The organism is Streptomyces sp. NPDC048254, from assembly GCF_043201895.1.
Classification (GTDB): domain Bacteria; phylum Actinomycetota; class Actinomycetes; order Streptomycetales; family Streptomycetaceae; genus Streptomyces.
This window is the reverse complement of the sequence record NZ_JBICZJ010000014.1, coordinates 1-18807: the sequence shown is the minus strand read 5'-3', so window position 1 is coordinate 18807 and position 18807 is coordinate 1. Positions and strand designations below refer to the sequence as shown.

15 protein-coding genes and 1 pseudogene are annotated in these 18807 nt (G+C 71.3%); 9 read left to right on the top strand and 7 right to left on the bottom strand.

All coding sequences use genetic code 11. The features are described 5' to 3' along the window. Nucleotides 1–166: 166 nt before the first annotated feature. The 3 genes from ACGFZQ_RS33385 to ACGFZQ_RS33375 are packed head-to-tail and all read right to left on the bottom strand — an operon-like array spanning nucleotide 167 to nucleotide 2070. Nucleotides 167–772 carry a hypothetical protein gene (locus ACGFZQ_RS33385; RefSeq protein ID WP_393843470.1) on the bottom strand — a complete coding sequence of 202 codons (606 nt, stop codon included), beginning with the start codon at nucleotides 770–772 and terminating at the stop codon, nucleotides 167–169. Next, nucleotides 673–1572: an MOSC N-terminal beta barrel domain-containing protein gene (locus tag ACGFZQ_RS33380; RefSeq protein WP_393843469.1), complete on the bottom strand. Its 900-nt coding sequence runs from the start codon at nucleotides 1570–1572 to the stop codon at nucleotides 673–675. Before ACGFZQ_RS33380 ends, ACGFZQ_RS33385 begins: the two co-directional genes overlap by 100 nt. 42 nt (nucleotides 1573–1614) lie before the next feature. Further along, nucleotides 1615–2070, bottom strand: coding sequence for a DUF6643 family protein (locus ACGFZQ_RS33375; RefSeq protein WP_351712867.1), 456 nt, complete (start codon nucleotides 2068–2070; stop codon nucleotides 1615–1617). A gap of 290 nt (nucleotides 2071–2360) precedes the next feature. Here ACGFZQ_RS33375 and ACGFZQ_RS33370 point away from each other — a divergent pair, with 290 nt between their 5' ends. Continuing rightward, nucleotides 2361–3704: a TerD family protein gene (locus ACGFZQ_RS33370; protein WP_393843468.1), complete on the top strand. Its 1344-nt coding sequence runs from the start codon at nucleotides 2361–2363 to the stop codon at nucleotides 3702–3704. A gap of 15 nt (nucleotides 3705–3719) precedes the next feature. Here ACGFZQ_RS33370 and ACGFZQ_RS33365 read toward each other — a convergent pair whose 3' ends face one another. Then, nucleotides 3720–4913: a glycosyltransferase gene (locus ACGFZQ_RS33365; RefSeq protein WP_393843467.1), complete on the bottom strand. Its 1194-nt coding sequence runs from the start codon at nucleotides 4911–4913 to the stop codon at nucleotides 3720–3722. Nucleotides 4914–4951: 38 nt separating this feature from the next. On the opposite strand from ACGFZQ_RS33365, the gene ACGFZQ_RS33360 reads away from it, so the two are divergent. Beyond that, a complete protein-coding gene (locus ACGFZQ_RS33360) occupies nucleotides 4952–5743 on the top strand; it encodes a glutamate racemase (protein WP_393843466.1) in 792 nt (263 codons plus the stop codon). 88 nt (nucleotides 5744–5831) lie between these two features. Next, on the top strand, nucleotides 5832–6392 hold the full coding sequence (locus ACGFZQ_RS33355) for a hypothetical protein (RefSeq protein ID WP_393843465.1): 561 nt from the start codon (nucleotides 5832–5834) through the stop codon (nucleotides 6390–6392). Between the two features lie 76 nt (nucleotides 6393–6468). Here ACGFZQ_RS33355 and ACGFZQ_RS33350 read toward each other — a convergent pair whose 3' ends face one another. Next, the gene (locus tag ACGFZQ_RS33350; protein WP_393843464.1) at nucleotides 6469–7497 is read right to left on the bottom strand and encodes an O-antigen ligase family protein; all 1029 of its coding nucleotides are present in this window, start codon (nucleotides 7495–7497) and stop codon (nucleotides 6469–6471) included. Between the two features lie 184 nt (nucleotides 7498–7681). On the opposite strand from ACGFZQ_RS33350, the gene lnt reads away from it, so the two are divergent. The 4 genes from lnt to ACGFZQ_RS33330 all read left to right on the top strand — a co-directional run bounded on the left by lnt (nucleotide 7682) and on the right by ACGFZQ_RS33330 (nucleotide 12753). Beyond that, complete coding sequence (lnt, locus tag ACGFZQ_RS33345) at nucleotides 7682–9295, top strand: apolipoprotein N-acyltransferase (protein WP_393843463.1); 1614 nt, start codon at nucleotides 7682–7684, stop codon at nucleotides 9293–9295. A gap of 67 nt (nucleotides 9296–9362) precedes the next feature. Continuing rightward, nucleotides 9363–9842 carry an NUDIX domain-containing protein gene (locus tag ACGFZQ_RS33340; RefSeq protein ID WP_393843462.1) on the top strand — a complete coding sequence of 160 codons (480 nt, stop codon included), beginning with the start codon at nucleotides 9363–9365 and terminating at the stop codon, nucleotides 9840–9842. 54 nt (nucleotides 9843–9896) lie between these two features. After that, nucleotides 9897–10709 carry a 3-hydroxybutyrate dehydrogenase gene (locus ACGFZQ_RS33335; RefSeq protein ID WP_351742716.1) on the top strand — a complete coding sequence of 271 codons (813 nt, stop codon included), beginning with the start codon at nucleotides 9897–9899 and terminating at the stop codon, nucleotides 10707–10709. A gap of 76 nt (nucleotides 10710–10785) precedes the next feature. Continuing rightward, the gene (locus tag ACGFZQ_RS33330) at nucleotides 10786–12753 is read left to right on the top strand and encodes a helix-turn-helix domain-containing protein (RefSeq protein ID WP_393843461.1); all 1968 of its coding nucleotides are present in this window, start codon (nucleotides 10786–10788) and stop codon (nucleotides 12751–12753) included. A gap of 24 nt (nucleotides 12754–12777) precedes the next feature. Here ACGFZQ_RS33330 and ACGFZQ_RS33325 read toward each other — a convergent pair whose 3' ends face one another. Both ACGFZQ_RS33325 and ACGFZQ_RS33320 read right to left on the bottom strand, forming a co-directional pair. Continuing rightward, nucleotides 12778–14148, bottom strand: a complete 1371-nt coding sequence (locus ACGFZQ_RS33325; RefSeq protein WP_393843460.1) for an MFS transporter — start codon at nucleotides 14146–14148, stop codon at nucleotides 12778–12780. 611 nt (nucleotides 14149–14759) lie between these two features. Further along, nucleotides 14760–16394 (bottom strand): hypothetical protein, encoded by a 1635-nt coding sequence (locus tag ACGFZQ_RS33320; protein WP_393843459.1) that lies wholly within the window; start codon nucleotides 16392–16394, stop codon nucleotides 14760–14762. 671 nt (nucleotides 16395–17065) lie between these two features. Here ACGFZQ_RS33320 and ACGFZQ_RS33315 point away from each other — a divergent pair. Beyond that, nucleotides 17066–17833, top strand: coding sequence for an SDR family NAD(P)-dependent oxidoreductase (locus tag ACGFZQ_RS33315; RefSeq protein WP_393843458.1), 768 nt, complete (start codon nucleotides 17066–17068; stop codon nucleotides 17831–17833). A 295-nt stretch (nucleotides 17834–18128) separates the two neighbouring features. Then, nucleotides 18129–18713: pseudogene (locus ACGFZQ_RS33310) on the top strand (transposase); the annotation flags it as partial. Between the last annotated feature and the right edge of the window lie 94 nt (nucleotides 18714–18807).

The following is an 18807-nucleotide window of genomic DNA, read 5'->3' as shown; positions in this document are numbered from 1 at the left end:
AGCCCCCACCTCGTCGTACAGATCGCTTGCTCGCCTTCGGGCCGGCCACCTCGGAGGATGTCCGGCCCCTGCGGTCCGCTCGCGCGCGGGTCGATACCGAATACGCTTCGGCCGGTCCACCGTAGCGTGCGCCGAGGTGGTGCACTGACCAGAGAGGCGAAGGCCCTCAGCTGCCGGTGCCGGCCTTGCCCCAGTCCGGGCCCGCCCGGTCCCAGGCCTGGTCCCAACGTGCGTATCTGCGCCGGACCATACGCCAGACGATCATCCGCCTGGCGCTCTCGACCAGACCCGCGGTGAGCAGGGTCGCGCCGAACCCGGCCAGCACGGCGTGGGTCGTCGCGGTGGCCGAGTCCAGCGGGCGGGCCGTCAGCAGGCCGTGCCCGTCCGTCCAGATGCCGAAGTGGTCGCCCTTGTGCGGTGACTTGAGGACCGTCAGGGCCGCGCCGTGCTGCCGGGTGCCGTCCGGTGCGGTCCAGTCGGCGAGGACGCGGCTGCGGGTGTCGTGGGCGCTGGTGGCGTCCGGGTCGGGCTCGACCAGGGAACCGCTCAGCTTCCGTACGACGGTGGCGGTGACCAGATGCCGGTCGTGGTGCTGCTGCCGGACGGACCGCTGGAGGGTGTCCTGGGCGGCGGCGCCGACGAGCGAGCCGAGCAAAGGCGCGGCCACCACGATCAACGACACTGCCACCAGGGCCACCCAGGCTTCGACCAGGTCGGTCGCGCGGCGCAGCGGATTGCGCCGCCAGCGCCACAGGCCGCGGATCGCTCGCACCGTCCACCACCCCCTTCCGCTCCGTGATAACCCCCGCCCGAGCCGTTCACCCGCGAGCCCGGCCGAAGAGAGAGCGAAATCACCCCGGCCAGGGCTCTCAGGAACTTCTCACGACCCCAACGACCGGGCCGCTGCCTTGGGTTCCCGCGGGGGCGGAGATCACTCGAGTCGAAGTCGGAGCAAGCTCGGGGGAGGTGGACGGGGAGCGGGTCCACGGCGGCGTGATCGTCCCGCGCCATGAGGGAGTCGCCGGCGGCGAGCGGAGCCTGTGCGGTGATCAGCAGGGGGCAGCCGGCGGAGAGGCGCATGGTCTCGCCCGGCAGCGCGTGGGCCGGGTCGATCGGGTGGCGGGGGCGAAGAGGAGGTCGGGCTCGCCCTCGGCGCGCCGGACGACGTGGCCGTCCCGGACCCATGCGGACATGGCGGATGTCGGTTCCCAGCTGGTCGTCGCACCATGCGTGCGTGGCCGGGCCGGGAGAACCCCCTCCTCCTGTGTGCCATGGACCTGTGTGCCATGGACGCCCGCCGGCATTCGCGGCCACCGGTTCCGGGACCGCCATCTCCGGCGGGGCCTGCCCGGGCGCGGGCAGGCGGATGCCGCCACCGGACAGCGGCTCGGCGGCGGCCGGTGCGGGACGCGGCTGTGCGCGCCGGGTGACGACCTTTCCCCCGTCGTCGATCAGAGCCCGGCGGCGGTCACCGGTCGGCCTCCAGGGCTCCACGACGGCCTGCCGGGGCGAGAGGCCCCGGAGCGTCCTGACCGGGTGAACGTGCGTCGACCGCAGTTCGGCGATCCCCATGACGCCATCGTGCCGGGCGGCACCGACATCAGGGGATGCCGATCAGTAGCCGCGGTACTGCTGCTGTTGCTGGTTGTTGTACGGGTCCTGGTACGGAGCCGTCGGCGCGGGGCGCGGAGCCGCCGGGCGCATCGCCTCGTACCCGGTGCCGCCCATCATCGGACGCGGCGGCTGCGGCTGCTGCTGGCCGGGGTAGCCGCGCGGTGCCGTCGCCTGCTGGGGGATGTACGCCGTGGGCGCCTGCTGCAGCGGAGCGGGCTGCTGCATCTGCGGGTAGCCGTAGCCGGGGGCCGGCTGGGAGGGGCCCGCCGGGAGGGCGGGCAGCGCCGACGGGAGCGCGGGCAGGTTCAGGCTGCTGGGCGCGTCGTAGGCGGGGGGGACCCGGATCGGGGCGATCTGCGGGGTGCCCCGCTCGGCCACGAGGGAGTCGTAGATCGGAGTGTCCGGGAAGGAGGCGGAGTAGTAGCCGCCGCCATAGGTGGAGCGGGGGGAGGTCATGGCACATAAGTTAAGCCCACGATGTGCTGGTTGGGGAGACCGATAAGAGGGTTGTTTTCCGTGTCGGCAGTGACGCCGGATCCCCAATCAGAGCGAACTCGGCAAAAAAGGACGGCAATCAACGTTCTGATCGTGTAAAGGCCGAGTTCCGCGCTGGTTACCGGCGGTTGGACAGGGATCTTCCTGTGCCGCAGATGGGACTTCCCTGTCCCCGGGAATAGGTTGTGCGGGTAGGGATGATCTGGGACCGCCGGGCGTGCCCGGCATGCCGACATGCGATGGGGGCGGACATGACAATGCCGAAAGGATCCAATACACCGGTGCCGACCACGGCGCTACGTGTCGAATTGGGCTGGCGCTCCGGCCCCGGTACCCCCGACGCGGATGCCTCGGCGCTGCTGCTGGTCGCCGGAAAAGTGCGCTCCGACGGCGACTTCGTCTTCTACAACCAGCCCGCGCACGCCTCCGGCGCGGTCCGCCACGAAGGCAAACGGCACTCCGGCGGCCAGGTCACGGACACCCTTTTCGTCGATCTCCCGCGCGTGGAGGCCCCGATCGAGAAGATCGTCCTGGCGGCCTCCGCCGACGGCGGCACGTTCGGCCAGGTCCCCGGTCTCTACATCGAGGTCCGCGACGCGGCCGACGGGAATGAGCTCGCCCGGTTCGACAGTAACGGCGCCACGGTGGAAACCGCTTTCGTCCTGGGTGAGTTGTACCGGCGCCAGGGCGGCTGGAAATTCCGTGCCGTGGGACAGGGCTACAGCAGCGGGCTCGAAGGACTCGCCACCGACTTCGGGATCACGGTGGACGAGCCGCAGCGTCCGGCATCGCCGGCATCGCCGGCACCGCCGGCAACGCCCCGCTCCGCCCCGCCGGTCACGCCCACGGTGACCGCGCCCCTCGCCGCCCCGCAGGCGCCGGCCCCGACGCCTCCGCCGTCCGGCGGTCTCCCCTTCCCGCAGCCCCCGGCGCCGACCACCGGCGGCCTGCCCGTCCCGCCGCCCGCGCCGGTGCGCCTGTCCAAGGTGACGCTCACCAAAGCGGCGCCCTCCGTCTCCCTGGCCAAACAGGGCGGCACCTCGGGCTCGCTGCGCGTCAACCTCAACTGGCAGGTCCGCAAGCAGTCCCCGGGCTGGGGCGGCCGGCACGGCGGGTCCGACCTCGATCTCGACCTGTGTGCCCTGTACGAACTCGCCGACGGCCGCAAGGGCGTCGTCCAGGCGCTGGGCAACGCCTTCGGCTCGCTCGCCAGGCCGCCGTACATCCATCTCGACGGCGACGACCGCACCGGCGGGGTGGCCAGCGGCGAGAACCTCACCGTCAACCTCGACCACAAACAGGACTTCCGGCGCATCCTGGTCTTCGTCACGATCTACCAGGGCGCCAGGTCCTTCGCCGACCTGCACGCCACCGTCACCCTCCAGCCCCAGCACGGCGCCCCGATCGACTTCTCCCTGGACGAGTGCACAGTCCCCTCGACCGTGTGCGCGCTCGCCCTGCTCACCAACACCGGCGGCGACCTGATCGTGCAGCGTGAGGCGCGTTATCTGGTCCCGGAGCGCGGGGTGAGCCCGCAGCGGACCGTCGACCGCGCCTACGGCTGGGGCATGAACTGGACGCCCGGCCGCAAGTGACAGTACGGGCGGCGGTCAGCCCTCGTCGGCCGCGGTGTCGGGACGCGCGTACGTACGGCCCTTCCAGGCGGCCCCACGCCCGCGGTAGTGCTGCACCGCCGAGTCGACCGTCATCAGGAGATAGAGGAACGCGGTGAACGGCAGCAGGGGGGCGAGCCACGGCGGCTGCCGGTAGTAGCGGAGCATCGGCAGGTACGTCGCGGTCATCACCAGCCAGGCCGCCGCCCCGACGAGCGCCGCCGTCGGGCTGCCGGTGACCGCGCCCGCCAGCACCGCCGCCGGGGGCACCAGGTAGACCAGTGCGAGACCGGCGACCGTACCGAGGAGCAGCAGCGGGTTGTGCCGCAGCTGCGCGTACGCACTGCGGGAGACCATGCGCCACAGGTCGTGCAGCCGGGGATAGGGCCGCACGCTGTCCACCCGGTCCGCCAGCCCCAGCCAGACGTGCCCGCCGGAGCCCTTCACCGCGCGGGCGAGCGCCACGTCGTCGATCACCGCGTGCCGGATCGCCTCCGGGATGCGCGCCTTCTCCGCCGTGTCGGCGCGCAACAGCACACAGCCGCCCGCCGCTGCCGCCGTACGCGACCCCTTCCGGCCGATCCGGCGGAACGGGTACAGCTGGGCGAAGAAGTAGACGAACGCGGGGACCACGAGCCGCTCCCACAGGCTCGCCACCCGCAGCCGCGCCATCTGCGAGACCACGTCGAAGCCCCCGGTACGCGCGGACGCCACCAGCAGCCGCAGGCTGTCCGGCTCGTGTGCGATGTCCGCGTCCGTCAGCAGCAGGTACTCGGGACCACGCGCGCGTGCCAGAGAGATGCCGTGCCGTACCGCCCACAGCTTGCCCGTCCAGCCCGCCGGCGGCTCGCCGGGCGAGGTCACCGTCAGCGGCAGCCCCCCGTGGCGTGCGGCCAGCTCCCGGGCCAGCTCCCCGGTGCCGTCCGTACTGCCGTCGTCGACCAGGAACACCTCCGCCCGCCCCGGATAGTCCTGCGCCAGCAGCGACGGCAGACTCAGGGGCAGTACGGGCGCCTCGTCCCGGGCCGGCACGACCACGCACACATCCGGCCACTCCCCGGGATCGTGCCGGGGCGGCAGCCGGACGTCGGTGCGCCAGAAGAAACCCTGGCAGAGCAGCAGCCACAGCCAGGCGGCGAGGGATACGGCGGCGGTCCACACGATGGCGCTCACCCGCGCAGTCTGCCCCATGGGACCTTCCCCAACGGCCCATCGTCTATCGTGGCCGGGTGAAGATCGCGCTCATCGACTCCGGAATCGGCCTGCTGGCGGCCACCGCAGCGGTACGGCGGCTGCGCCCCGACGCGGATCTCGTCCTCTCCTTCGACCCCGAGGGCATGCCCTGGGGGCCACGCACCCCCGAGGGCATCACCGAGCGCGCCCTGGCGGTCGCCGAGGCCGCGGCCGCCCGCCACCCCGACGCGCTGATCGTCGGCTGCAACACGGCGACCGTGCACTCCCTGCCCGCACTGCGAGCCCGCCTGGAACCCGGCATCCCCGTCATCGGCACCGTCCCGGCGATCAAGCCGGCCGTGGCGGCCGGCGGCCCGGTCGCGATCTGGGCTACCCCCGCGACCACCGGCAGTGCCTACCAGCGGGGCCTGATCGAGTCGTTCGCCGACGGCGTGCCGGTCACCGAGGTGCCCTGCTGGGGCCTCGCCGAGGCCGTGGAGCACGCCGACCAGGCGGCCGTCGACGCCGCCGTGAGGGCCGCGGCCGAGCTCACGCCCGACGATGTAAGGACCGTCGTCCTGGGCTGCACCCATTACGAACTTCTGGCGGAACGTATCCGTGCCGCCGTGCAGCCCCCCGGTGCCGCAACCGTCGTCCTGCACGGCTCCGCCGTGGCGGTGGCGGCCCAGGCGCTGCGCCGGATCGGTGCGCAGCCCGCCCCCGACGCACCCGCCACCGGCACGGTGACGGTGCTGCTCAACGGCCGTGAGGGCGAGCTCCCCGAGGCCGCGCTCGGCTACGCCGAGGCCCGCCTGCTGCGGACGGCCAGCCCCGCCGCGTCCCAGTGAGCCCTCGGGGCCGCGAATACCGCCGATCTGAGCAGTCACCCTCCGCAACGCGGTACCCGCGCAGCGAAACCTGAGTAATCTCGTAGATATGAGGGACCACCCCCACGACCGCTCCCTGGACAAGAAGGACTCCCCGCAGCCGGATGTCTGGACGGGGCGCGCCACCAACCGGGTCCAGTGGCTGCTGGCGCTGGTCGGCGCCGCCTGCATGGCACTCGGCGTCGAACTGGCCGTGGACTCCGCCTGGACCTCGGGGATCGCCCCGCTGGTGATGGCGGTCGTGGGCTGCATCGCCGCCGGGCTGCTGGTCCTCTTCGGCACCCTCGCCTTCGTGCATGTCGACCTGAAGCTCGACAAGGAGTGCCTCGAGGTCCGGTGCGGCCATATAGGGGTACCGCGCCGTCGTATCCCGCTCTCCCAAGTGGTCGGCGCCGACTTCACCCCACAGATCACCCCGCGTCACTGGGGCGGCTGGGGCTACCGCTGGCGGCCCGAGAAGGGCACGGCCGTCGTCGTCCGCCGCGGCGAGGGCATCGTCCTGCGCCTGTGGGACGGCCACACCTTCACGATCACCGTGGACAACGCCGAGTCGGCGGTCCGGGTCATCAGGGAACGCCTGCGGACCATCACACCCGGTACCGCGCACTGAGGTGGCCGACGGGGCTGTGTGGCTCGGACACATGGGTGCGGGACATATATAGGGGTGCCTTCAGCTCTGGTCGGTCTCAACCCTGTGGGACACCCGCGACCCATGGCCGGGCCGTCGCCAGGCCCGCCAGCAGGCCCGCGCCCGCCGACACCGTCGTGAAACTCAGCGCGTCGCCGACCGCGGCGACCGCGGCCAGCGCCGTGAGCGCCGCGCCCGCGGTGAGCACGACCGGCGTGGAGCGGGTCGAGCGCCACAGGGCGTAGAGGATCCAGCAGAACGCGGCGGCCAGCAGGAGGACACCGACCAGTCCCTGTTCGGCGGCCTGCTGGAGCGGCGCGGAGTGCGGCTTGCCGTCGGGCAGCAGGGCCTCGGACGCGGTGCCGCTCAGCTCGCCGAACCGCCCGGGTCCGACGCCCAGGGCGCTGTTCCGCCGGGCGAGATGCAGGGCGTCCCGCCACAGCTGGACGCGGCGCTCGGTGAGGGGGCCCGACAGGGCGGTGGTGAGGCCGGTGGGCAGGACGTTCGCGGCGACCGCCCAGACCGTGCCGGTCACCAGCGCGGCGGCCAGGGCCAGCCCGGCGATGCCCGGGCCCCGACCGCGCAGCCGGCCGGCGGCCAGGGAGCACAGCAGCACAGCGGCACTGGCCACGCACCCCATCGCCGAGCCCATGGCCGCCCCGGTCACCGCGATCGCGGCGGCCAGCGCCCGCAGCCCGAACCGCAGCGCCGGAACCGGTGTCGCCCAGGCGGCACAGCACACGCCACCCGTCGCGAGGACCAGCAGCGCCGCGACGGCACCGGCATGGCCGAGCGGTGCCGTGAACTGAGGGCCCGCGGTCACCTCGGGCATCGCCACCGCCAGGGCCAGCCCGGCCAGCCCGCCCACGGAGGGCGCGGCCACCGGCCACAGCGACCCCGACATCCGGCCCGCGGCATAGCCCGCGGCCACGGCGAGCACCGCCAGCAGTACGCCCTCGGGCCGTCCGTCCCGCCCGGCCGCCGAGAGCAGCGGCCATACGGCGCACGCCCCGAGCACCACGACGCCCACCGCGTCAGAAACGTTTCGTCTGTCGTTGTCCGCGTCCGCCGCGACAGCGGACGTCATCCCGGTCGACCCCACCGTCGCCCCCCGTACCCGGTCCCCCGACCTGTGGCAGGCCCCGCCACCCGCCTCGGCTCACCGTAACCGGTGATGCCCGTTTTGTGGACGACTTGAGCGGGAACGGTGTGATTCCTGCATGCCGAGACCGTGCTGTCGGCCGCACAGTCGGCCGCCGTACACTCCCGGAGTGACCGCCACCGCAACTTCCGTCGACCAGTCGGACCAGCTCACACCGCCCCTCGCGCCCCGCGAACGCGGCCTGCGGCTGCTGCGCCGTCTGGTCCCGGCCGCCGCCTCCGCGCTCTGCGGAGTGCTGCTGTACGTCAGCTTCCCGCCGCGCACCCTGTGGTGGCTGGCCCTGCCCGCCTTCGCCGGATTCGGGTGGGTGCTGCGCGGCCGCACCTGGAAGGCGGCCCTCGGCCTCGGCTATCTCTTCGGACTCGGCTTCCTGCTGCCCCTGCTGGTGTGGACCGGCGTCGAGGTCGGCCCCGGGCCGTGGCTCGCGCTGGTGGCCATCGAGGCGATCTTCGTCGCCCTGGTCGGTGTGGGCGTCGCCGCCGTGTCCAGACTGCCGGCCTGGCCGGTGTGGGCGGCCGCCGTGTGGATCGCCGGTGAGGCGGTACGCGCGCGCGTACCCTTCAGCGGCTTCCCCTGGGGCAAGATCGCCTTCGGCCAGGCGGAGGGCGTCTTCCTGCCGCTCGCCGCGGTGGGCGGCACCCCCGTGCTCGGCTTCGCGGTCGTCCTGTGCGGATTCGGTCTGTACGAGGTGGTGCGCCTGGCCGGCGAGGGGCGCCGCACGCGGGAGATCCGGCGCGGGGCGGCGGCCGCGGCCTTGCTGAGCGTGGCCGTCCCCGTGGTCGGCGCGATCGCCGCCCGGACACTGGTGAGCGACAAGGCGGAGGACGGCTCGGTCACCGTCGCGGTCATCCAGGGCAATGTGCCGCGGGCCGGCCTTGAATTCGCGGCCCAGCGGCAGGCCGTGCTGGACTACCACGTGAAGGAGACGCTCAAGCTGGCCGCCGACGTCAAGGCGGGCAAGGTCGCCAAGCCGGACTTCGTGCTGTGGCCGGAGAACTCCTCCGACGTCGACCCGTTCGCCGACGCCGACGCGGCCGCCGTGATCAACGAGGCCGCCACGGCGATGGGCGTGCCCATCTCGGTCGGCGGGGTCGTCGAACGGGGCGGCAAGCTCCTCAACGAGCAGATCCTGTGGGACCCGGTCAAGGGCCCGACGGCGACGTACGACAAGCGGCAGATCCAGCCCTTCGGCGAGTACCTCCCGCTGCGCGGTCTGGTCGGCGCCATCAACAAGAACTGGACCAGCATGGTCCGGCAGGACTTCAGCCGGGGCTCCAAGCCCGGTGTGTTCGACATCGACGGCACGAAGGTCGGCCTCGCCACCTGCTACGAGGCCGCCTTCGACTGGGACGTGCGGGACACCGTGACGCACGGAGCCGAGATGATCTCCGTGCCGAGCAACAACGCCACGTTCGACCGCAGCGAGATGACCTACCAGCAGCTCGCCATGTCCCGGATCCGCGCCGTCGAGCACAGCCGGACCGTCACCGTGCCGGTGACCAGCGGCGTCAGCGCGATCATCATGCCGGACGGGAAGATCACCCAGAAGACCGGCATGTTCGTGCCCGCCTACCTGGTCCAGAAGGTGCCGCTGCGCACCTCCGAGACCCCCGCGACCAAGCTGGGCATCCTGCCCGAGATCGCGTTGGTGCTGGTCGCGGCGGGTGGGATCGGCTGGGCGATCGGGTCGGGGCTGCGCTCCCGGCGCGCCGGTGACGCGTAGCCGTACACCCGCTGTACGCCCCGTGGCTTCGGCCGGTTCCGGGGAACCGGGCGGTTAGGGTCGGCGCATGGCCACTCCTGACTTCATCCATGCGATCCGGGCCTCCGCCGGCCACCAGCTGCTGTGGCTGCCCGGGATCACCGCCATCGTCTTCGACGACGAGGGCAGAGTGCTCCTGGGCCGCCGCACCGACACCCGCAAGTGGTCGGTCATCGGTGGCATTCCGGATCCCGGGGAGCAGCCCGCGGCCTGCGCCGTGCGGGAGGTCTTCGAGGAGACGGCGGTGCGCTGTGTCGCCGAGCGGGTGGTCCTGGTCCAGGCGCTGAACCCCGTCACCTACCCGAACGGTGACGTCTGCCAGTACATGGACATCACCTTCCGCTGCCGGGCCGTCGGCGGCGAGGCCCGCGTCAACGACGACGAGTCGTTGGAGGTGGCCTGGTTCGGCGTGGACGCCCTGCCGGAGCTGAACGAGTTCGGTGTGTTCCGGATCAAGCAGGCCATGTCGGATGCACCCACATGGTTCGACGCTACGGCTTTCAGCTGAAGTATGTGCGCTGACCCTATGTGGTCCCGGGGGAGGGCCGCCTAGGGTCGGATCATGACCTCGCCCAGCGCCCTCCCTGGCCCCCAGCCGCCCGCCCTCGACCTGCGGGGCCGTACCGCCCTGGTCACCGGTGCCGCCGGGGGCATCGGCCGCGCCTGCGCGCTCCGCCTCGCGGCCGCCGGAGCCCAGGTGAGAGCCGTGGACCGGGACGCGGCCGGGCTGGCCGAACTGACGGAGGCAGCCGGACGGGTCGTCGGCCCGGCCGGCGGCGGCGTCGAGCCGTACGTCCTCGACCTCACCGACCTGGACGCGGCCGAGCGCGCCGCCGCCGGCACCGACGTCCTCGTCAACAACGCCGGCATCCAACTGGTGCGCCCCATCGAGGAGTTCCCGCCGGACGTCTTCCACACCGTGCTGACGGTGATGCTGGAGGCCCCGTTCCGGCTCATCCGGGGCGCGCTGCCACATATGTACGGGCAGGGCTGGGGGCGGATCGTCAATGTGTCCTCCGTCCATGGACTGCGCGCCTCCGCCTTCAAGTCCGCCTATGTGGCCGCCAAACACGGTCTGGAGGGGCTCTCCAAGACGGCCGCCCTTGAGGGCGCACCCCATGGCGTGACCTCGAACTGTGTGAACCCCGGCTATGTGCGCACCCCGCTGGTCGAGAAGCAGCTCGCCGACCAGGCCCGGGCGCACGGCATCCCCGAGGAACGGGTGCTGTCCGAGGTGCTCCTGACGGACACCGCCGTGAAACGGCTCGTCGAACCGGAAGAGGTCGCCGAGGCCGTGGCCTATCTCTGCGGCCCCCAGGCGTCCTTCGTCACGGGCACCTCACTCGTGCTCGACGGCGGCTGGACAGCCCACTGAAGGGCAGGGCGGCAACCGGTCCGCGAGTTTTCCACAGGCCCGACGGACCGCGGCGACGATGCGGAATCCTGTGACCATGTCGCGCAATCAAGTGCAGTCCGCCAGGTGGCCGGCCCCGGCAGAAGCGGTCGGCGCCCTCGCCGAGGGTGCCGAGGTGGTCTCCGGCGCCGATCCGGCGTACCTCGAACTGCTGGCCAGGGGCGCCTCGGCGGAGGCCTACGAGCAGCCGCTGCTGGTCGCCCGTGCCGAAGGCCGGCCGCCCGAGCTGATCGCCGAACTGGAGCGGGCCAGACTCCTCGCGCTGCGGGTCCGCACCGAACTGGAGGGCAGACGGCGGCGCGAGGCGGAGCTGTCCGCGCTCTTCGAGACCGCGCACGACCTGGCGGGACTGCGGGACGTGGACGCCGTACTCCAGGCGATCGTCCAGCGCGCCCGCTCCCTGCTCGGCACGGACGTCGCCTACCTGAGCCTCAACGACCCGGCCCGCGGCGACACCTACATGCGGGTCACCGAAGGCTCCGTCGCGGCCCGCTTCCAGCAGCTGCGGCTCGGTATGGGGGAGGGGCTCGGCGGGCTCGTCGCACAGACCGCGCGGCCCTACGTCACCGACGACTACTTCAGGGACGACCGCTTCCAGCACACCCTCACCATCGATGCCGGGGTGCGCGACGAGGGCCTGGTCGCCATCCTCGGGGTGCCGCTCATGCTGGGGCCGCAGGTCATCGGCGTGCTGTTCGCGGCTGACCGGCGGGCGCGCGTCTTCGAACGGGAGCAGATCGCACTGCTCGGCTCCTTCGCCGCGCTGGCCGCGGCCGCCATCGACGGGGCGAACCTGCTCACGGAGACCCGTGCGGCCATGGCCGGCCTGGAGCGGGCCAACGAGATCATCAAGGACCGCAGCGCGGTCATCGAACGGGCCTCGGACGTCCACGACCGGCTCGCCGAACTCGTGCTGCGCGGCGGCGGAGTCCATGACGTGGCCGCCGCCGTCTCCCAAGTCCTCGGCGGCACCGTGGAGTTCACCGACACCGCTGACGCCCGCTCGCTGGCGACCTCGCGCACGGAAGGGCACGCGGTCCGGCACGGCGACGACTGGATCGCCGCGGTCGCCGCCGGTGGCGAACTGCTCGGCGCGCTGGTACTGCGCGGCCGCCCCGGCTTCGACCCCGTCGACCAGCGCACCCTGGAACGCGCCGCGATGGTCACCTCGCTGCTCCTGCTGGCCCGCCGCTCCGCCGCCGAGGCCGAACAGCGGGTGCGCGGCGAGCTGTTGGACGACCTCCTCGACGCGCGCGACCGCGATCCGCGCCAACTGCGCGACCGCGCCGCCCGGTTGCACGCCGACCTCGACGCCACCCATGTCGTGCTCGCCGCCCGGCTGGACGGCCCGGCGGCCAGTGCCGAGGAGGAGGCGGCTGCCCGCCGCCGGCTCTGGTCGGCCGCCTCCCACCTCGCCACCACCCGGCACGGCCTGGCCGCGGCCCGTGACGGCGGCACCGTCCTGCTGCTGCCCCTGGACCCCGGTGACACCGCCGCCGATGTGGCGCGGCACACCGCCCGCCGGCTCGGCACCGCCGTCCACCAGCCGGTGACCGTCGGTGCCTCCGCGCCCGTCGCCGACCTCGCCGTCCGGCCCGACACCGTGGGCGCCGGCTATGCCGAGGGCCGCCGCTGCGTCGACGCGCTCCACGTCCTCGGCCGGGGCGGGGACGGCGCCGCCGCCGAGGACTTCGGTTTCCTCGGCCTGCTCCTCGCCGGCGAACGGGACGTCACCGGATTCGTCGAACGCACCATCGGCCCGGTCGTCGCGTACGACGCACGGCGCGGCACGGAACTGCTGCGCACCCTCGACGCCTACTTCGCCTCCGGGATGAGCCCGGCCCGTACGAAGGACGATCTCCATGTCCATGTGAACACGGTGGCCCAGCGGCTGGAGCGGGTGGCCCGCCTCCTCGGCGACGACTGGCAGAGCCCCGCACGCGTCCTGGAGATCCAACTTGCGTTGCGCCTGCACCGGTTGGGGGCGCCACCGGAGCACCGCTGATCCCCGGGGACCAGCGGCGCACGCTCACCCGGTGTGTGCGTCGGCCCTGCTGCTCGCCGTGACGGTCCCGGTGCCGTCGTCGGCCAGGTCGCGCCGCCGGGTCTCCTTCGCCGCGGCCACCGCGACCAGGGTGAGCAGGCAGGCCGCGATCACATACAGGGCGATCGGGGTCGAGCTGCCGTAGGCCGACAGGAGCGCGGTGGCGATCAGCGGGGCCGGTGCCCCGGCGGCGACGGAGGCGAACTGGGCGCCGACGGAGGCGCCGGAGTAGCGCATCCGGGTCGCGAACATCTCGGAGAAGAAGGCGGCCTGGGGCGCGTACATGGCGCCGTGCAGCACCAGACCGACGGTCACCGCCAGCACCAGATAACCGAACCGCCCGGTGTCCACCAGGGCGAAGAACGGGAACATCCACAGCCCGATCCCGGCCGCGCCCAGCAGATAGACGGGCCGCCGTCCGACCCGGTCGGAGAGCGCGCCCCACGCCGGGATCACGGCGAAGTGCACGGCGGAGCCGATGAGCACGGCGTTCAGGGCGGTCTGCTTGGAGACGTCGGCGGACGTGGTGGCGTACACGAGGATGAAGGCGGTGATGACGTAGTAGCTGATGTTCTCCGCCATCCGGGCGCCCATCGCCACCAGCACATCGCGCCAGTGGTGCCGCAACACCGAGACGAGCGGCGGCAGTTCGGGAGTCCCGGCACTCCGCCGGGCCTCGGACCGCGCCAACGCCTCCCGGAACACGGGCGATTCGTCGACGGAGAGGCGCACCCACAGACCGACGACGACCAGGACACCGGAGAGCAGGAACGGGATTCGCCAGCCCCAGCCCACGAAGGCGTCGTCCGACAGCACGGCGGTGAGCAGCGAGAGCACACCGGTCGCGAGCAACTGCCCGGCCGGCGCGCCGGTCTGCGGCCACGACGCCCAGAACCCGCGCCGGCGCGCGTCCCCGTGCTCGGACACCAGCAGGACGGCGCCGCCCCACTCACCGCCGAGCGCGAACCCCTGCACCAGCCGCAGGAGGGTCAGCAGCACGGGTGCGGCGCTGCCGACCGTCGCATGCGTCGGCAGCAGTCCGATGGCGAAGGTCGCACCACCCATCAGCAGCAGACTCAGCACCAGCAGCCGCTTGCGTCCGAGGCGGTCTCCGTAGTGCCCGAACACCAGCGCTCCGAGCGGCCGGGCGGCGAACCCGACGGCGTAGGTCAGGAACGACAGCAGTGTGCCGACGAGAGGGTCCGAGCCGGGAAAGAACAGCTTGTTGAAGACGAGGGCGGCCGCAGAGCCGTACAGGAAGAAGTCGTACCACTCGATAGTGGTGCCGATGAGGGACGCGGCGACGATGCGCTTGAGGCTGGCGGGGGCTGGTGGAGCGGCTGCGGGCGACGACATCGGCACCACTTCCTGGGGTGTGACGGGGACGTTTGCGTGTCGCCACACCGTAGGAATCCGCAGGTCAGGCGCACATGTGGCGGGGCAACATAGTTCGAGGGTTCGCTATGCGTGCGGCCACCATGCCGGCTCGTGGAAAGGCGGTTCAGGGGAGCGATGGTGGTCAAATCAAGTGCCGTCCGGGACGCGCAGTTCAGGGTGATTTGATGGTGCGGTGCTGACTCCCGTGCTGGTTTGGTGCTGACTAAAAGCCCACGTCATCACCTGTGCTCACCCCTCCCGTGCTGACTTGGTGCTGACTACACTCCGTTGAACTCGGACATCTTGGGGCTGATTGACTCAGGGCCTTTCCGCGGTAGGCGACCTGACTGATAGGCCGACCGGCCTTGCCGCTCGGCTCTGCGGGCACGGACAAAGCGCTGCGCCTGGGTGTGGTGCGCGTTCGTCCCAGCAGATTCTTCGTCTGCTGGTGGGGTTGGCGATCAGCGGGTCCAGCGGCCACACGGGGGCGTCGTAGCGGGCGATGGGTCCGGTGTACTCGGCGACGACACGGTCGGACCGGATGCTCGCCGTCTCCGGAGACGGCACAAGCGACACGGCGATGGGCAGGGTCACAGGTCGTAATGTCCGTTCAGGAGTTGCTCGATGGCCTCGCGGTCGGCGGCCGTGACTCGGGAAAGCGCCTCGCGCCAAACGTGCGGACCGAGCCGATTCTGCAGATCGTCCAGACGGGCGTGGGCATTGCCCCAGTCGGCAGACCAGACCGCCGGGTCCAGGACGGTCCGCAGACCTTCGATGCCCTGGTGGAGATGCGCGAGCCGGGGATGGTGGATCGGAGTGACACGGGCGTTCGGGCAGGCGGTGCAGAGCAGGAACGAGGCCCGGCAGCCGGAGCCACTGCCCGTGAACGGGCTGTGGTGGTAGTCGGTGCACGCCGCGGTGACCGTCTCCAAGTCGCCGGGCTGGGCCGCATCACTGAGCCGCGCCCGCAGGGTGCGGCGAGCGTGGTCGAGGGCGTCGGTGATGCCGTCGGCGATCACATCGGCGGCGGCCTGCTGGGCCTGAGGCTCGGACAGCACGTAGACGCTGTCGTGGGTGTCCTGGGTGTTCTGCCCGGGCTCGCGCCTGTGCGGGACGTTGACCGTTTTGCGTAGACGCCGCATGGGCGAACCGGCCAGTCCCACCTGCTGTCCCCAGACGTAGGGTGCCGTGTGGTGCAGACCGACGCCGATCACGCCGACCCGAAGTTCGTCGTCTCTCTTCCCCTGGCAGGGCCTGTTCGTGCGCCAGAGCAGCAACCGGTCCAGGCCGGGAGCGTGTTCGGCCACCAAGGCGCGGGCATAGGCCGTCGCCTCCAAAGCCTGGGTGATCAGGCGTCCGGGCGAGTCGGCGCCGAAGTCAGTGATGTTCCTGGTCTCGAAATGCCGGTCGGCACCACGGCGGCGCTTTTCCAGCTCGATCCGATAGACCGGGAAGGCGCCCTCGCCCGAGTCGGGGGTCGCACGGGGAACGGGCAGCTCGGACACAGTGGTGGCGTTCAGCCCGTGGTCGGTCACCAGCAGCACCGCCAGAGCGACCGCCTCCATGCGGTTCAGAAAGAGCCGTTCCCAGGTGGCCGCGGCGTTCTCGCCACCCAAAGCGAACACATAGCGCGAGACCACCCCGCGGCGACGTCCGTCAGATCCCACGTACTGGGGAACGTCACCGGTCCGAGCCAGACAGTCCAGGGCCTCGCCGATGAGCCACTGACGAGTGCCGGGCTCCACGGCGCCAGCCAGCCACCGGTGCAGCAGCTCCGTGTTCTCGCGAATGCGCAGACAAGCGGAGCGGAACATCCGCTGGGCGGCGAGGCGAAGCTGCCGCAATTCGTCCGGAGTGAACGCCGTCTCCGCCTTCTCGACTCGCGGAACACGCTTGGCCATGGCCTCACGGACCGGCTGGGGAAGACGTGAATCCGGCCGCAGGAAACCGGCAATCATGAAGATCTGAGACCGGCCCGATGCGCTTCGCGGGCGGCTGATCCGCCAGGCGTTCCAGACCGCCACTGTCAGCTCGTCGACATCCGTCGGCGGCTGATCCTGGGCGGCGAGGAACCGGGCGAAGGCCCGCAGTTCCTTCCAGGTCGACCGGCTCGCGGACAGCGAATTCCAGCCGCCGCCAGGGGCGCATCTGGCGGCGAACAGCGCAGCCCAGGAGCGCTGCATGGCCGGTGCCAGCGGCAGGGTGCTGAAGTCGTAGTCGGCCACCGAGCCCTTCGCGCTGCGGTGGCGGACGACGAGGCCGCCCGGTTCGCGGACCACGGGGCGGTGGTGCGGCGCATTGGGCAGCGCGGCCGACCGGCCCCGCCGGTTCACGTGACCTCCATCCGGTCGTCCAAATCCTGGACACCCTCGCTCTCGCAGGCGATCCGCGCGAAGAGCGCGGTCATCCGCTCCTGCGTCAGCCCGGCGATGCCAGTCACGTCCGCTGCGGGCTCGGCCAGCAGGGACTGCAGCTGCAGATCTGCGACTGGGGCTAATGGTGACGTCGGGTATTGGAACTGTCCGAATGCCTGTCTGTTGGCTTTGTACGTGACCGCGGAAGTCGTTTCGATGTGACCGTGGGAGTCACTGGCTGAGCGAGTTTGCGATGTCAGCTTGTTTTGATGTCACCAGGGGGCTTGCGGCGTTCGCCTCCCGCCTGCGTGACCGCTCTCGAGTCGTCTGTCCCGGCTGCCGTCGCTAGGCCATACGGGCCATCGAGTGCCGCCGTTCGATGGATAGGCGCTCGGGTCCGATGCGGCTGTCGTCCGCCTGGGACACCTTCCGTGTGGGCGTACCGGTGGATATGCCCCGGCCCGAAGAGGAACCCAGTGTCGTGCGGGTTCCGAACCGCTTGCCCGTCGTTCACCTGGGTGGTTGCAGGAAGGACCCTCGACGTGTCTGATCCCGTCGTACTCATCACGGGCGCGCTCACCGGTATCGGCCGCGCCACCGCCTTGGCTTACGCACGTCAAGGCGCGAACCTTGTGGTCTCCGGCCGCCATGAGGACGTGGGTGAGCAGTTTGCCGGGGAGCTGGCCGGCCTCGGCGCCCCGGCGGAGTTCGTGCGTGCCGACGTCCGTTTCGACGCCGATGCGAAGGACCTCGTCGACCGTGCGGTCGCGCGGTTCGGGCGGATCGATGTCGCTGTCAACAACGCCGGCACGGAAGGAACACCCGGCCCTGTCACCGAGGTGACCGACGAGGCTTACCAGGCCACCTTCGATACCAATGTCAAGGGAACGCTGCTGTGCTTGAAGCACGAGTTCCGGGTCATGGGGGAACAGGGCGGCGGCAGCATCATCAACGTCAGCTCCACCTTGGGCATGATGGGTTACCCCGGGGTGACCTTGTACGTCGGCAGCAAGCACGCCGTCGTCGGCATCACCAAGGCGGCCGCACTCGAAGGCGCCGCCCACGGTATCCGGGTCAATGCGGTCGCGCCTGGCTACACCCGGACCGCTATGTACGAGCGGTTCACCGGCGACGACACGGCGCGTGACGCGGTCGATTCGGTGCTGCCTATGCACCGGGCAGGCACCCCGGAGGAGATCGCCGAGGCTGTCCAGTACCTGGGTTCGGACAAGGCGAGCTACGTCACCGGGCACATTCTCGTGGTCGACGGCGGCCTCATGGCGGGCGGGCCCCTGTTCCCGAGCACGTGAATCGCAGGTCGGCGCAGGCCGTGTCGGGCCTCGGCGGCGCGCTGCCCGCCCAACGGGATGTTCCGGTTCTCATCGTGACCAGGCGGGCGGCTCCACAGCACCCGAGCGACACTAAAAGTCACTGACATTGATCACGCCGCTCCCCGAGAAACGACTCCCGAAGTCACGACGAAACGACTCCCCCAGAAACTGACACAGCCAGTCTGTGGTAGCGCAGGGTCTGGGCCAGGGCAGGTCAGCGATGCTCGGGTCTGTACGGTGAGTGGTGTAACTCCCGAGCTGGAAGCGACAGTTGATGACTGACGTGACGAGTGACACCGAGGCCGGGAAGGCCACTGTGAGTGGGACGAGCGCCGTGGATGACGGGCTGGTCGCCGAGTTGGTTGCCCGGGCTCAGGCCGGTGGCGTGAAGCTCACCGGGGAGGGTGGCCTCCTGCAACAGCTGACCAAGCGGGTGCTGGAATCCGCGCTGGAGGGCGAGCTCACTGATCATCTGGGCCATGAGCCCGGTGAGCGGGCCGAGGGCGGTAGGGAGAACTACCGCAACGGGCACCGGTCCAAGACGGTGATCACCGAGTCGGGGCCGGTCGAGATCGCTGTGCCGCGGGACCGGGCCGGGTCGTTCGAGCCGCAGCTGGTCAGGAAGCGTCAGCGGCGTCTGGGCGGGGTGGACGAGATGGTCCTGTCGCTGTCGGCGAAAGGACTCACGCATGGGGAGATCTCCGCGCATCTCGCCGAGGTGTATGGCGCGGAGATCTCCAAGTCCACGATCTCCACGATCACCGACAGCGTGATGGCCGGCATGGCGGAATGGCAGAACCGTCCGCTGGACAGCGTCTACCCGGTCGTGTTCATCGACTGTGTGAACGTGAAGGTCAGGGTTCTGTCGACGATCTTGTGATCCAGTGCGGAAGGCGTCACCGCGCGAGCAGGACACGTTTGCGGAGGAGATCGAGGCTGGCACGGCCGAACAT

Excerpts from the sequence above, each read along its gene's own strand:
- ACGFZQ_RS33380 (WP_393843469.1), bottom strand. The coding sequence starts at position 1,572 with ATGGGGATCGCCGAACTGCGGTCGACGCACGTTCACCCGGTCAGGACG.
- ACGFZQ_RS33335 (WP_351742716.1), top strand. The coding sequence starts at position 9,897 with ATGACCTCGCCCAGCGCCCTCCCTGGCCCCCAGCCGCCCGCCCTCGAC.
- ACGFZQ_RS33370 (WP_393843468.1), top strand. The coding sequence starts at position 2,361 with ATGACAATGCCGAAAGGATCCAATACACCGGTGCCGACCACGGCGCTA.
- ACGFZQ_RS33355 (WP_393843465.1), top strand. The coding sequence starts at position 5,832 with ATGAGGGACCACCCCCACGACCGCTCCCTGGACAAGAAGGACTCCCCG.
- ACGFZQ_RS33350 (WP_393843464.1), bottom strand. The coding sequence starts at position 7,497 with ATGACGTCCGCTGTCGCGGCGGACGCGGACAACGACAGACGAAACGTT.
- ACGFZQ_RS33325 (WP_393843460.1), bottom strand. The coding sequence starts at position 14,148 with ATGTCGTCGCCCGCAGCCGCTCCACCAGCCCCCGCCAGCCTCAAGCGC.
- ACGFZQ_RS33330 (WP_393843461.1), top strand. The coding sequence starts at position 10,786 with ATGTCGCGCAATCAAGTGCAGTCCGCCAGGTGGCCGGCCCCGGCAGAA.
- ACGFZQ_RS33365 (WP_393843467.1), bottom strand. The coding sequence starts at position 4,913 with ATGGGGCAGACTGCGCGGGTGAGCGCCATCGTGTGGACCGCCGCCGTA.
- ACGFZQ_RS33340 (WP_393843462.1), top strand. The coding sequence starts at position 9,363 with ATGGCCACTCCTGACTTCATCCATGCGATCCGGGCCTCCGCCGGCCAC.
- ACGFZQ_RS33375 (WP_351712867.1), bottom strand. The coding sequence starts at position 2,070 with ATGACCTCCCCCCGCTCCACCTATGGCGGCGGCTACTACTCCGCCTCC.